Raw genomic sequence first — 13,985 nt, forward strand, 5'->3', positions numbered from 1 at the left:
GGATGGGTTATGGGATTAATCGCCAGGCTGGAGAGTTGGCGGCTGTATCTATTGCAGTTCTATTTAAGAAAGAGATTACCCCAGCTGATTCACTATATTGGATCAACCGAGGTTCTGCCGCCGCCTTTGCGTGAAAAAGAGGAATTCGATTTAATCAGTAAATTGGCCGAGGGAGACATGGCAGTAAAATCGACTCTCATTGAGCATAACCTGCGGCTGGTAGTATACATAGCTAAAAAATTCGAAAATACCGGGATAAACATAGAGGATTTAGTTTCAATTGGGACGATTGGATTGATTAAGGCGGTCAACACCTTTGAACCCAGGAAAAATATCAAACTGGCCACCTATGCTTCCCGTTGCATAGAAAATGAAATACTGATGTATTTGCGCCGGAATCTAAAAAACCGGGTGGAAGTTTCCCTGGATGAACCGTTAAATGTTGATTGGGATGGCAACGAGCTTCTGCTTTCAGATGTTCTGGGAACCGAAAGCGACATGATTTATAAAAAAATAGAAGGGGAAGTGGAAAAAAGCCTGCTCTGGCAGGCAATGCATAAGCTTAGCGCCCGGGAAAAAACCATAATTCAGCTCCGTTTTGGATTGGGCGACGCGGGCGAAAAGACTCAGAAAGAAGTTGCCGACATTCTGGGTATATCCCAGTCCTATATATCACGCCTGGAAAAGCGCATACTGAAACGCCTGCAGAGAGAAATCCGCAAGATTGAATAATTCGAATAATATTAGCGCGATTAGTAAATAATTTGAAAAAGATTTAAATACCGGGGAAGGGGTGAAGCGGTGATTAACAAAGTAGAAATCTGCGGCGTCAATACCTCCAGACTTCCAGTGCTGAAAAACGATGAAATGCGCACCCTTTTCAAAGCTATGCAAGCGGGCGAAACGGAAGCACGTGACAAGCTGATTCAGGGTAATCTGAGGCTGGTATTAAGTGTTATCCAGAGGTTCAGCAACCGGGGCGAGTATGTTGACGATTTGTTCCAGGTCGGATGTATCGGGCTCATTAAATCCATAGACAACTTTGATCTCAGCCAGAACGTCAGATTCTCAACTTATGCCGTTCCTATGATCATTGGCGAAATAAGGAGGTATCTGCGGGATAATAATGCGGTAAGGGTATCCCGGTCGTTAAGAGACATAGCCTACAAGGCTCTGCAAGTAAGGGAAAAGCTGATATCGGATAATTCAGCCGAACCTACGGTAATGCAAATAGCTGAATACCTTGATGTCCCCCGGGAAGAAGTGGTATTTGCCCTGGATGCCATACAGGAACCGGTTTCTTTATTTGAACCCATTTACAATGATGGCGGCGACCCGATACTGGTGATGGATCAAATCAGTGACGATAAAAACACGGATCAGTTATGGCTGGAAGAGATAGCTATAAAAGAAGCCATGAAAAAATTGGGCGAAAGGGAAAAACACATAGTCAGTCTCCGTTTCTTTGCCGGCAAGACCCAAATGGAAGTCGCGGATGAAATCGGGATTTCCCAGGCTCAGGTTTCCAGGCTGGAGAAGGCAGCTTTAAAGCAATTGAAAAAGTATATCTAAATGTAGGCGCAGAAATTGCGGAAGGGAGGCTTCAATATGGGGCGTAAGTTAATTATTATGCTGCTGGTCGGAGTGATTTTGACCCTGTTGATACCTGTGACTACCCATTTCTATTCCCTTGAGCAGGCCTTTACCGCAGATAATCTGGTGCGCATGAATTCACTGGTTCATTAGTAGTCAGTCATTATTAGACAACCGACGCGAGCAACCGCCCTCTATGATTATGGCAGCCCTGTTAGTGCAGGGCTTTTTTGTGTTAAGATTGGTAGGGAATTATATTAGCGGGAGAATTGCAAGCTATGGAAAAACAGCATCGGGTAAGCCTGGTCTGGGAAAATAAGCAGCAGGAAAAACCGGACCGGCCTGAATCTATAAATATAGAACAGCAGTACATATTTGCCCACCCCCACCAAGGCGGGGAGCTTTTCCCTCATCCATTCGCATCGGCTGCCGCAGGACAGGCCAACTTCCGGGGAAGATTAATCCAGGGAGATAATCTGGAGGCTCTGCAGCTGCTGGTAGGGGAAGGCTATCGGGAGCAGATTGATCTTATATATATTGACCCCCCTTATTTAAGCCGCAAAAAATATTCTTCCAAGATTAAGCTCGGAGATAAAGACAGATACCAAAATCTGGAGCGTCTGGCGTTTGTAGATGAGGGTGAGGAAAATCTGGATAATTATTTGGATGAACTATACACCCGCATTAAGTTAATGAAAGAACTGCTAAGTCCCCGGGGAAGCATCTTTGTGCATCTTGACTGGCATGTAAGCCACTATGTGAAAATTATCCTGGACGAAATCTTTGGCTCCCGTAATTTTATTAACGAAATAGTATGGTGTTATGGCGGAGGCAGTGGCAGCAAGCGTCATTTCCACCGCAAACATGATCTTATATTCTGGTATGGCAAAAGCGCGGACTACATTTTTAATCCTCAGCGTCGCCCGTACAGCAAAGGAACGGTAGAAAGAGGATTAACCAGGGTCAAAGGAGGCAAATATCGTTTGCATCGGGAGGGGGCGTTAATGCAGGATTGGTGGATTGATATCAATAAAATATTGAGTCCTACCGCTTATGAAAATCTTAAGTTCCCTACCCAGAAACCGGAAGCTCTGCTAGAAAGATTGATCTCTACCGCTTCCCATCCGCATAGCCTGGTAGCCGACTTTTATTCCGGTTCAGGCACCACGGCCGCCGCCTGTGAAAAACTAAACCGCCAATGGCTAGCCTGTGACTATAGTCCGCTGGCAACCAGCATTTCCATCCAACGGATGGTGCGGATAAATTCCCGGCCGTTTGTTTGGCATGTGCTAAACCGGGTAGAATCACGGTTTAGCCATAACAGCCTTGAGGTGAAGTTTAACAACCAGGTTCATAATAATGAGTACTCCAGGATTGATGTCGATATAATCTCGTATACTCCGGACCAAAAGACTGGCCTGGGGACTTCTTTTCAAACCCAAATCCAGTTCTGGGAACTGGATCCTGATTACCGCGGCGATATTTTCCGCTCTCAGTTGCAGATTATGCGGGATAAAATGAAATGGGACGAATCGTTGCCGACTTCGGCCAGCGTGCTGATTCCCCGCCGGGAATCGGGGGCTGTAGCTATAAGAGTGCATGATATTTTCGGAGACCGCTGTATGCGGGTGTTTCAATACGGATAACCGCAACTGCAAAGCCCCATAGCCCGGACCCCTGCATCCACGGTTTTCGACGCGGAATTCAGGGAATTTAGAGGAAAGAATGCGGAAGAAAACTTTAATAAATTCCGCGTATTTTCCAAGATTCCGCGAGTTCCGCGTCTCTTTTATAATAATGAGTCTGCATGGATCTGCGTCTATTTTCCTATTAATCGCGGTATAACCTCTGTTGCTGAATAAGACTGCTTATATCGGCTTCTTTATCGTCACCAATCGGCAGCCAAACATCTTCATAGGTATCATCGTCGTCGATATAATGACTGGTGGTGGGTATTCTTAACCGGTTGTTCAAATCCCGTATAGGCTCAATACTGTATAATATCATTTAATCCCCTTTACATCTGCTCCCGTGATTTTTTAGCCGTCATGGTGCCCAGTATATATACGGCTGTAATGGCAGTTGCATGAAGTGCCCACCATCCGGGTTCCAGGAAACTGAAGGTTCCCGGATCCACTTTATCCTGATTCAGTAATTTTTTACTTATGGAGTTCTTATAGTCCATCATACCTGATAACATGATTTCACCCCTTTCACAAAAATATAAAATTGTTTTGTTTATCTTTCCCGGGTTTAATTGAGCTTAGAAACGAAAAATTTCCCACCACTTCTTTAATCCAGTTAAGATACCGGTATATGTGTGAGCAAAAATAAATAGTAAAAGATAACACAAATGTAAATAAAAACTTTTTATCCTTGCCTGCCAACCGGTTTTGTGTTATCAATGACTGTAGGTCAGACTATCGGCAGGAGTCCCGAATAAAGTATTGGGGCTGAGGTCGCCCTGAAATTAAACCTGCCGGCGCCGGTCTTAAGCAGGTGGAATCCCCTATCTGAAGATGCCGCTATGCTTATACGGCACGAAAAAATGCAGCATGGCAGCCAAGCTGCATTTGCTTTATCCCAGTTCTTCCTGGTATATCGGGTTATCCAAAACACCTTAAGAAAGAATGGATGTATGAACATGGACAGGTTGGAAAAAGCTATTGTCTGCAATCTTCACTCCCTACCGGGTTTAGGCAGCAGAAGCCTGCATAAGATAGAAGAAGCTTTCGGCAGTTTCCAGTCTTTTTACCAGGCTGATCGGAGTGTCTTGCATGCTTCGTTTATCGATACCGCCGTGATTGATGCGATTCTGGAGCAAAGAAGGGTTTCCCCCGAGCGCTTGCTGGAAGCATATGAGTCCCATGATATCCGGATAGTATGCTGGAACGAACCTCTCTATCCCCAGAAATTAAAGCATATAAGCAACCCGCCCTATGTCCTTTACTACCGGGGGGATCTGGGGATTACCGACCAGCCCTGTCTGGCTATAGTCGGCTCCCGGGCTGCTACTCTCTATGGAAAAACTACGGCGCAGAAACTGGCTAGAGAGTTAGCTGCTGCCGGGATGGTGATAGTAAGCGGCCTGGCGCGGGGAATTGACAGTGAGGCCCATCGGGGGGCGCTGGAATCCGGCAGGACCATAGCTGTTCTGGGAAGCGGCCCCAATGTAATCTACCCGTCGGAAAACCGGGGACTCTATCAGGATATAATAGCTTCAGGAGCAGTCATAAGCGAGTTCCCTCTCCATACCGCCCCTGAACCGCATAATTTTCCCCTGCGCAACCGCATAATTTCCGGGCTGAGCAAAGGAGTATTGGTGATTGAGGCTAAAGAGAAAAGCGGTGCCCTTATAACGGCTGATTTTGCTCTGGAGCAGGGAAAAGATGTGTTTGCCCTTCCGGGGCCGATCAACAGTAAAACCAGCGCCGGGCCCAATAATTTAATTAAACAGGGGGCCAAACTTATAACAGGTATTGAAGATGTTCTCGAAGAATATTATGATATCAATCGTACGCAGAGGAAAGCGGAGCAGGGGCGGCTGGTCTGGCTGGATGACAGCGAAAAACAGATACTGGATCTGCTGGAGCCCAATTCTCTGCATTTCGATGAAGTGCTTGAAGCTACCGGCTTGGATATAGGCAGATTGAGCACACTTTTGCTGAAACTTGAGATGGAAGGTATAATTAAATCCTTACCGGGTAATTATTATGTGAGAATCTAAATACAACACAATTTGTGGAGAGGTGATATTTTTGGCGGCAACTACCCTGGTAATAGTTGAGTCTGCTGCAAAGGCTAAAACCATAGGCAAGTTTCTGGGTAAAGGCTACAAAATAAAGGCTTCGGTTGGTCATATTAAGGATTTGCCCAAGAGTAAGCTGGGAATTGATTTGGAAAATAATTTTGACCCCCAATATATAACCATACGGGGCAAAGGCAGTCTCTTAAAAGAGATCAAGGAGGAAGCCCAGAAGGCTTCGCGGGTTTTGCTGGCAACTGACCCTGACCGGGAAGGTGAAGCCATTGCCTGGCATCTTCAGAATGCCATAAAATTGGCTCCGGAAGAAAAATGTCGTATAGAATTCAACGAGATCACCCGGGATGCGGTCAAGAATGCGATTAGGAATTCGCGGCCGGTAGATTTGGATCGGGTCAATGCCCAGCAAGCGAGGAGAGTCATGGATCGGCTGGTGGGATATAATCTGAGCCCGCTGCTCTGGAGCAAGGTCCGTAAAGGGCTTTCGGCCGGAAGGGTGCAATCCGTCGTGATTCGCTTGATCTGTGAACGGGAAGAGGAAATCAGAAATTTCGTTCCCGAGGAATACTGGACGATAGAAGCAGTTCTGAGAAATGGCCAAGGTAAAGATTTTGCAGCCCGGGTGACCAGTAAGGGCGACCAGAAAATCGAAATAGGGTCTGCAGCCGAAAAAGACGAGATAGTAAAAAATATACAACAAGCCCGATTAATGGTAAATAGGGTTGAAAAAAAGGAGAAACGCAAAAAAGCTTCTCCGCCCTTTATAACCAGCACCCTGCAGCAGGAAGCTGCCCGTCGGCTTAATTTCTACTCCAAACGCACCATGAAGGTAGCCCAGGAGCTCTACGAAGGTTTGGAGATTGGCAAGGAAGGAACCATAGGCCTTATTACCTATCTCAGGACTGATTCCACCCGGGTAGCGAGCGTGGCCCAGACAGAGGCTATTGATTATATTCGTGCTCACTACGGCGCTCAATTTGCGCCCGCTGTTGCCAACGAGTATAAAAGCAAACAGGGGGCTCAGGATGCCCACGAAGCCATTCGACCCACCTCAGCCTCCCGTTCCCCGGAAAGCATTAAGGAATTTTTAAGCCGGGACCAGTACCGCTTATATAAACTGATTTGGGAACGGTTTCTGGCCAGCCAGATGACGGCGGCGGTATTTGATACCGTAAGTGTGGAGATAAGTGCAGGCCAATACGGTTTGCGGGCCAGCAGTTCCCAGTTAAAATTCGCCGGATATAAGAAGGTCTACAACGACAGCGAGGAGGAAGAGGGTAAAAATTATATACCCGAACTGGAGAAAGGAGACCAACTGGAATTGCGCGCCCTAAAACCGGAGCAGCATTTTACCCAGCCGCCTCCGCGTTTTGGTGAAGCCAGTCTGGTTAAATTGCTGGAGGAAAAAAATATTGGCCGGCCCAGTACTTATGCCCCTATAATTGACACTATCCTAAAAAGGAACTATGTGGAACGGGAAAACAAGCAGTTCGTGCCTACAGAGCTGGGATTTATCGTGGTTGATTTACTTAAGGAACATTTTGCGGGGATTGTGGATGTTGAGTTTACCGCCCGCATGGAAGAGAATCTGGATATGATAGAGGAGGGCGAACTGAACTGGAAGCAAGCAGTTGATAGTTTTTATCGCCCCTTTGCCGAAGATTTGGAGAAGGCGTCGGCTCTGGTGCAAAAGGTAGAAATCAAGGATGAAGAAGCAGGCAAGGACTGCCCGGAATGCGGCAAACCGATGCTGATTAAGCATGGCCGTTTCGGCAAATTTATGGCCTGTTCAGGTTTTCCTGACTGCCGCCATACCGAATCCTTTAATGAAGAAGTGGGAGTGGAGTGTCCCCTCTGCGGTGGTGCGATTGTTGCTCTTAAGAGCAAGAAGGGAAGGCGCTTCTTCGGCTGCAGCAACTATCCCAACTGTGAGTTCCGCTCCTGGAACAAACCTACCGGCGAAAAATGCCCGGCTTGCGGGGACATACTGGTGGAAAAACAGAACCGCAGCAAAGACAGCGCAGCCGTCTGCCACAACCCCGAATGCAAATACAGTAAGGAGATGAGACTCTGAGTTCGCAGCAATGGGTTAATGTTATAGGCGGTGGTCTGGCCGGGTGTGAAGCCGCCTATCATATAGCCTGCAGGGGGCAGAAAGTAAGGCTCTATGAAATGAGACCGGTGCAGACCACCCCTGTCCACCGAACCTCGCAACTGGCCGAGCTGGTATGCAGCAATTCCTTAAAATCCGATCTGGAAGATAGTGCTCAGGGCTTGCTCAAACGAGAAATGCGGGCCCTGGGCTCTCTGTTGTTGGAATGCGCCGATGAAACCAGGGTGCCTGCCGGTTCAGCCCTGGCGGTCGACCGGGATTTATTTGCATCCGCAGTAACGGACCGGATTCTGGCTCACCCTTTGATTGAGGTGGTGAGAGAAGAAATCAGCCGGATTCCGCTTGGCGGCATTTCGATTATAGCTACCGGGCCTCTCACTTCGGAGAGTTTCAGCCGGGAATTGCAGAGGCTCACCGGAGAGGAGCACCTCTATTTTTATGATGCCATAGCCCCCAGCGTTACTGCTGAAAGTCTTGATAAAAGCAAGCTATTCAAGGCATCGCGCTATGGCAAAGGGAGCGACGACTATTACAACTGTCCGATGAGCCGGGAAGAATACGAAAGATTTTATCGGGAACTGGTCAATGCAGATACTAAAGAAGGTCACAGTATTGACCGCAAGCTTTTTTTCGATAGTTGCATGCCGGTGGAGGTGATAGCCCGCCGGGGACAAGATACTCTGCGGTTTGGCCCTATGCGCCCGGTGGGCCTTAATCCCGGAGGAGAAAAACCCAGGCCTTATGCGGTGGTGCAATTGCGGCAGGAGGATGCAGGGGGACGGATATACGGTCTGGTTGGCTTCCAAACCCGCTTGCGCTGGGGGGAGCAGGACCGGATTTTCCGCCTCATACCAGGTTTGGAAAAGGCCGAGTTTGTCCGCTATGGAGTGATGCACCGCAACACCTATATCAACAGCCCGGCGGTATTAATGCCGACCTTGCAGTTTAAACCGGATGAAAGGATCCTTTTTGCCGGGCAGATCAGCGGGGTTGAAGGCTATATGGAGTCAGCGGCTACCGGCATCGTTGCTGCCATCAATGCCCTAAGAATAATGGAAGGCAAGAGCCCGGCAGTTTTATCTTCGGCGACCATGATAGGTGCGCTCCTGCAATTTATAACCCAATCCGATCCGAACAGCTTTCAGCCGGTAAATGCCAATTTTGGCTTGCTCCCTCCCTTGGCGGCGTCGGTACGGGATAAGAAAGCCAGATACGCTGCTTATGTAAGAAGGTCGTTGGAGGAAATGGATAAATTTTCAGAATTGTTTCTGAAACAGTTGTAAAAGTATTTACCTTATGCTAGCATTGCCTTAAAAAAGATAGGATGCAGGAGAATTATGTTATTTCAACATATTGATGGTTTCCTGGACCATATGCGGGTTGAAAAAAGTGCATCCAGCCTGACCCTGGTGAGTTACCGCACCGATCTATGCCAGTTTTTCGATTTTATTGCTGATCAGTACAAAACCCCCCGGGAAGAAATCACTGCTGAGTTTTTCAACCACAGACTGGTAAGAGAATATCTGGCGCACCTGCAACAACGCGGGTTAAGCCGTTCCACCATGGCCAGAAAACTGGCATCTTTGCGCTCATTTGTCAGGTACCTGTGCCGGGAAAACATTTTGCCGGGCAACCCTATTGCCGCTGTCGCCACTCCCAAACAGGACAAAAAACTGCCCCGCTTTCTCTATCCGGTTGAGATAGAAGCCCTGTTGTTAGCTCCGGATTTGACATCGAATGCGGGAAAGCGGGACCGGGCAATACTGGAAACCCTTTATGCCACCGGATTACGGGTCAGTGAATTGGTGGGAATCGATTTGAAAGACATGGATCTGGCCAATGCCATGGTTAAAGTGAAAGGCAAGGGCAACAAGGAGAGGATTACTCCTCTGGGCAGTAAAGCCCGGGAGGCTCTGAAAGCGTATATTAACGGAGCCCGGGGCGGTTTTGCCCGCAAGTCCCGGGAGGCTGTTAGCGCGCTGTTTTTGAATAAATATGGCCAGCGCCTTTCTGAACGAAGTGTAAGAAACATACTCAACAAATATGTGGAAGAGGTAGCTTTAAATCAGAAAGTTAATCCCCATATGCTGCGCCATTCTTTCGCTACTCACCTTCTTAACAACGGCGCCGACCTGCGCTCCGTTCAGGAGCTGCTAGGTCACGTGAAACTTTCCACCACCCAGATATATACCCATTTAACCCGGGAAAATATAAAAAATATCCATAATGAAACCCATCCACGGAGGTAATTGCATGTTTAAAGGAACGACCATTATAGCCGTAAAGAAGGGTGACCATACCGCCATAGCCGGCGATGGGCAGGTGACTTTTGGGCAGAACACAATTATGAAAAGCAACGCCAATAAAACCCGGCGTCTCTACGATGGTAAGGTGATTGCCGGTTTTGCCGGAGCGGTAGCTGACGCCTTTACCCTTTTCGCCAAATTTGAAGAAAAACTTAAACAGGCCGGGGGCAACCTAACCCGAGCTTCGGTTGAAATAGCGAGGGAATGGCGGTCTGACCGGGTATTAAGAAAATTAGAGGCCTTGCTCATAGTAGCTGATAAAGAAAAAATGTTTATAATCTCCGGTAATGGCGAGGTAATTGAACCTGATGACGGAATTACGGCTATCGGTTCGGGAGGAGCCTATGCCCTGGCTGCCGCTCGGGCTCTGGCTCGCCACACCGATTTGGACGCCGGGGAAATCGCCCTGGAGTCAATGAAGATTGCAGCCGAGATATGTATCTATACCAATGAGCATATTAATGTTGAGGTAATTGACTAATATCCTGCGAAGGAGCGAAGCGCATTGGAAAATCTGACCCCCCGGGAAGTTGTTGAAGAGCTGGATAAGTATATAGTGGGACAGCAAAAGGCTAAAAAGGCGGTGGCTATTGCCCTCAGAAACCGTTACCGCAGGAAGAACCTGCCCGAAGAAATCCGGGAAGAAATCTATCCTAAAAATATTATCATGATTGGTTCCACCGGTGTTGGCAAGACTGAGATAGCCCGGCGCCTGGCCCGTTTGGTCAATGCTCCCTTTATCAAAGTGGAGGCCAGTAAGTTTACCGAAGTGGGCTATGTGGGACGGGATGTTGATTCCATGGTCAGGGATCTCCTGCAAACATCGATACGGATGGTAAAACAGGAGAAAATGCAGGTGGTTGAGGATAAGGCCAGAGAGCTGGCCGAAGAGCGCATAGTTGATTTTATACTACCCTTGCCCCGGAAAAAAAGCCGGGCTGCCAGGAATCCGCTCGAGTTTCTGTTGGGGCCTGCGGCTGAAAATGAAGAAAATGAAGAGGAGTTGGAACAGAAAACCCGAAGCGTTGAAGAAAAACGGGAGATAATCAAGCAAAAGGTATCCCGTTATGAACTGGATAAGCAGGTTATTGAAATAGAAGTGGAGGAGAAAAACACTTCCTTCATGGAAATAATCTCCGGTTCCGGAGTGGAAGAGATGGGTATCAACCTGCAGGATATGTTCGGCCAGATGCTGCCTAAAAACAAGAAAAAACGCAAGGTGACTGTGGAGGAAGCCCGGAAGATATTAACCTTTGAGGAAGCCCAGCGCTTGATTGACATGGATGAGGTATACCGGGAGGCTATCCGCAAAACCGAGGAAGGCGGAATAATATTCCTGGACGAGATTGATAAGATAACCAGCCGGGAAGGGGCTTACGGGCCGGATGTTTCCCGTGGGGGGGTACAGAGAGACATTCTTCCCATAGTAGAAGGCTCGACCGTAGTTACTAAATATGGACCGGTGAAGACCGACCACATTCTGTTTATAGCTGCGGGAGCTTTTCATGTCAGCAAACCCTCCGACCTGATTCCGGAATTGCAGGGCCGATTCCCCATCAGAGTAGAGCTGGAAGGTTTAGGCCGCGACGATTTAAAAAGGATACTGGTTGAACCCCATAACTCCCTAATCAAGCAATACTGCGCTCTTTTAAGCACCGAAGGGGTAACCATCAGCTTTGATAATGAATCTATAGATTACATTGCTGCCATAGCCTATGAGGTAAATACCAGAACTGAAAATATCGGCGCCCGGCGCCTGCATACGGTAATGGAAAAAGTTCTGGAGGATCTTTTGTTCGACGCTCCCTACATGCAGGGCCGGGAGATAGTCATTGACAGCAGTTATGTGGCAGAAAGACTGAAGAAGATCGTAGACGATGACGATCTTAGCAGATATATTCTCTAGGGGGGCAGAAAGGTGCAGAAATCATTACTGGAAAGGTCAAGAGCAATCAATAAGATACTGCAAAAAATAGGGGGCAATCCGGTCGATTTTTATGAGATTGCCGATGTTCTGGCGAAAAATCTGGAATGCAGTGTCTTCATAGTGGGCAGGAGGGGCCAGATAGGGGGGTATGCCTTTACCGAAGGCGCCAATTGCACCCAGGTAGAGTATCTGATGAGTCATGCCGAGCGTTTTCCCGAAAGCTTCAACCAGGAATTAATAAGCATCCAGGAAACCAAAACCAATATTGTCCTGGAAGAAGGACGCAAGTGTGTCTTCAACATAAACAGTAATGATTGCGACTGTTCGCGTCGCATTTGGTCCATTACCCCTGTATTTGGCGGAGCCAGGCGTATCGGCACCCTTATTTTGGTGAGGCGCAACCAGCAATTCTGTGATGAGGATATTGTTCTGGCTGAATACGGAGCCATAGTAGTAGCCAATGAAATAATGCGCATGAGGTCGGAAAGGATAGAAGAAGAGGCGCGCAAAAAAGCTTCGGTGCAGATAGCCCTGGCAACCCTTTCCTATTCCGAAAAAGAAGCGATAGAGCACATTATTGCCGAGCTGGACAGCAAGGAAGGGCTGCTGGTAGCCAGCCGCATAGCCGATAAGGTAGGGATAACCAGGTCGGTGATAGTAAGCGCGCTCAGAAAATTCGAAAGTGCCGGGGTGATTGAATCCAGGTCGCTGGGGATGAAAGGCACTTACATAAAAGTTCTGAATGACTATCTGTTCGAGGAACTCAGGAAATAGCCGAAATGTAATTAGGATAGAGCAATCACAGATATCTACGATGCCGGGTCTGCTGCTATTAAATATTTTTATCGCTTTAGCTGATTTTGTTTTAAATTTTAAAGGCTCTGTCTTTCAACGGTAGCTTCATGCCCCATTTAATGGGTTGTCGACAACCGGCAAAGACCGGTTGTTTTTTATGGCAAAAATAACAGAAAATTTTATAAAATTTGTTCGGATTGAAGGAATATTGGCAGCTTAGGTAGAAAAGATAAGGGAAAATCTTGCTAGGGGTGATATTTTGCTGGAAAAAATTTTTGATTCCCCAGCCCAATTTTTGCTCAATAAGGGTTTAGATACGGCGAGCGTCAGGAATAGGGTTATCGCCGATAATATAGCCAATGTCAGCACTCCCGGATTTAAGCGCCGGGAAGTAATTTTCGAAGAAAACATACAAAAAGTCCTAGAAAAAGATGAAATTCATGATAAACTAAAGATAACTGATTCACGGCACATGCAAATTATGGAATCACAGGCGTATAATCAATTAGAGCCAGAAATAAGGATCATGAATGATTTAAGCTACCGCAATGACGAGAATAACGTCGATATCGATGTGGAAACAGCCAAAATGGCTAAAAACAAGGTGTTTTACGATGCCCTGGGTCAGAGTATGAGCAACGAGATTCGTCTGCTGAGAATGGCAATAACCGGAAGGGGGTAAACCATGCGATTTCTGGATACTATCGATATCAGTGCCTCCGGGCTAACCGCCCAGCGCTTGCGTATGGATACCATAGCCAATAATATGGCCAATGTAGAAACCACCCGGGTTCAAAATGGAGCCGGACCTTATCGCAGGCAGGTGGTGGTTTTTGAGGCCCGCACTCCCAGAACCGCCGGCAATAGTTTCGATAACATGCTGGAGCAACAAATTGAAGCCATGGGTTCTGGCGTAAGGGTAAAGGAAATAAGACAGATAAGTGAAAATGAGGCTCCTTTAAGAAGGGTTTATGACCCTTCCCATCCTGATGCCGATGAACAGGGATATGTAAATTATCCCAATGTCAACATAGTTGAAGAGATGATAAACATGATTTCCGCGACCCGGGCTTACGAGGCTAACGCTAAGGTAATCGAAGCGAGTAAGAGCATGGCCATGAGAGCCCTGGATATTGGAAGGTAGGGAAGGTAGCGGTGACAGTAGGAATCGGGGAAAATAGCACTATCACAGGGCTTAAACCTGACTTTAACCAAAGTCTTACTTCCGGCTCGGAAAAAGCCGACAGTAATAAAACCAACTTTATTTCTTACCTTAACGATGCACTTCAAGAAGTAGACAACCTGCAAAAGGAAGCGGCAGCGAGCGCTCAAAAGCTGGCTTTAGGTGAAGAGGGTTATCTACACAACACCATGATTGCATACGAAAAGGCAAATCTTGCTTTACAGCTCACCATTGAGGTTCGGAACAAAATAGTAGAAGCCTATCAGGAAATAATGCGCATGCAAATGTAACTTGACGCTGAGGAG

The 13,985-nt window shown here is 47.3% G+C and carries 16 protein-coding genes; 14 read left to right on the plus strand and 2 right to left on the minus strand.

The genetic code is table 11. The features are described from left to right. The first annotated feature begins 9 nt into the window (after positions 1-9). From sigE to ACU70B_RS06150, 4 genes are all read left to right on the plus strand, one after another. Positions 10-732: an RNA polymerase sporulation sigma factor SigE gene (gene sigE, locus ACU70B_RS06135; RefSeq protein ID WP_447185465.1), complete on the plus strand. Its 723-nt coding sequence runs from the start codon at positions 10-12 to the stop codon at positions 730-732. A gap of 69 nt (positions 733-801) precedes the next feature. Then, positions 802-1,572, plus strand: coding sequence for an RNA polymerase sporulation sigma factor SigG (gene sigG, locus ACU70B_RS06140; RefSeq protein ID WP_447185466.1), 771 nt, complete (start codon positions 802-804; stop codon positions 1,570-1,572). Between the two features lie 36 nt (positions 1,573-1,608). Continuing rightward, on the plus strand, positions 1,609-1,746 hold the full coding sequence (locus ACU70B_RS06145) for a hypothetical protein (protein WP_447185467.1): 138 nt from the start codon (positions 1,609-1,611) through the stop codon (positions 1,744-1,746). Positions 1,747-1,871: 125 nt separating this feature from the next. After that, a complete protein-coding gene (locus ACU70B_RS06150; protein ID WP_447185468.1) occupies positions 1,872-3,239 on the plus strand; it encodes a DNA methyltransferase in 1,368 nt (455 codons plus the stop codon). Positions 3,240-3,423: 184 nt separating this feature from the next. On the opposite strand, the gene ACU70B_RS06155 is transcribed toward ACU70B_RS06150, so the two are convergent. Together ACU70B_RS06155 and ACU70B_RS06160 are read right to left on the minus strand one after the other, a co-directional pair. Next, positions 3,424-3,600, minus strand: coding sequence for a hypothetical protein (locus ACU70B_RS06155; RefSeq protein ID WP_447185469.1), 177 nt, complete (start codon positions 3,598-3,600; stop codon positions 3,424-3,426). 10 nt (positions 3,601-3,610) lie between these two features. Next, positions 3,611-3,793: a hypothetical protein gene (locus ACU70B_RS06160; protein WP_447185470.1), complete on the minus strand. Its 183-nt coding sequence runs from the start codon at positions 3,791-3,793 to the stop codon at positions 3,611-3,613. A 327-nt stretch (positions 3,794-4,120) separates the two neighbouring features. On the opposite strand from ACU70B_RS06160, the gene dprA reads away from it, so the two are divergent. The 10 genes from dprA to fliE all read left to right on the plus strand — a co-directional run bounded on the left by dprA (position 4,121) and on the right by fliE (position 13,970). Beyond that, positions 4,121-5,320: a DNA-processing protein DprA gene (dprA, locus tag ACU70B_RS06165; RefSeq protein WP_447185471.1), complete on the plus strand. Its 1,200-nt coding sequence runs from the start codon at positions 4,121-4,123 to the stop codon at positions 5,318-5,320. A 31-nt stretch (positions 5,321-5,351) separates the two neighbouring features. Beyond that, the gene (topA, locus tag ACU70B_RS06170) at positions 5,352-7,430 is read left to right on the plus strand and encodes a type I DNA topoisomerase (protein ID WP_447185472.1); all 2,079 of its coding nucleotides are present in this window, start codon (positions 5,352-5,354) and stop codon (positions 7,428-7,430) included. Next, positions 7,427-8,752: a methylenetetrahydrofolate--tRNA-(uracil(54)-C(5))-methyltransferase (FADH(2)-oxidizing) TrmFO gene (gene trmFO, locus ACU70B_RS06175; protein ID WP_447185717.1), complete on the plus strand. Its 1,326-nt coding sequence runs from the start codon at positions 7,427-7,429 to the stop codon at positions 8,750-8,752. Before topA ends, trmFO begins: the two co-directional genes overlap by 4 nt. A 54-nt stretch (positions 8,753-8,806) precedes the next feature. Beyond that, on the plus strand, positions 8,807-9,718 hold the full coding sequence (gene xerC, locus ACU70B_RS06180; protein ID WP_447185473.1) for a tyrosine recombinase XerC: 912 nt from the start codon (positions 8,807-8,809) through the stop codon (positions 9,716-9,718). Positions 9,719-9,722: 4 nt separating this feature from the next. After that, on the plus strand, positions 9,723-10,256 hold the full coding sequence (gene hslV / locus ACU70B_RS06185) for an ATP-dependent protease subunit HslV (RefSeq protein WP_447185474.1): 534 nt from the start codon (positions 9,723-9,725) through the stop codon (positions 10,254-10,256). Positions 10,257-10,280: 24 nt separating this feature from the next. After that, positions 10,281-11,681: an ATP-dependent protease ATPase subunit HslU gene (gene hslU, locus ACU70B_RS06190; RefSeq protein WP_447185475.1), complete on the plus strand. Its 1,401-nt coding sequence runs from the start codon at positions 10,281-10,283 to the stop codon at positions 11,679-11,681. 12 nt (positions 11,682-11,693) lie between these two features. Beyond that, positions 11,694-12,476, plus strand: a complete 783-nt coding sequence (codY, locus tag ACU70B_RS06195) for a GTP-sensing pleiotropic transcriptional regulator CodY (protein ID WP_447185476.1) — start codon at positions 11,694-11,696, stop codon at positions 12,474-12,476. Between the two features lie 280 nt (positions 12,477-12,756). Further along, positions 12,757-13,179, plus strand: coding sequence for a flagellar basal body rod protein FlgB (gene flgB, locus ACU70B_RS06200; protein WP_447185477.1), 423 nt, complete (start codon positions 12,757-12,759; stop codon positions 13,177-13,179). 3 nt (positions 13,180-13,182) lie between these two features. Beyond that, complete coding sequence (gene flgC, locus ACU70B_RS06205) at positions 13,183-13,641, plus strand: flagellar basal body rod protein FlgC (protein ID WP_447185478.1); 459 nt, start codon at positions 13,183-13,185, stop codon at positions 13,639-13,641. An 11-nt stretch (positions 13,642-13,652) separates the two neighbouring features. Further along, positions 13,653-13,970, plus strand: a complete 318-nt coding sequence (fliE, locus tag ACU70B_RS06210) for a flagellar hook-basal body complex protein FliE (protein WP_447185479.1) — start codon at positions 13,653-13,655, stop codon at positions 13,968-13,970. Positions 13,971-13,985 lie beyond the last annotated feature (15 nt).

It is taken from the genome of Syntrophomonas curvata (assembly GCF_052976825.1).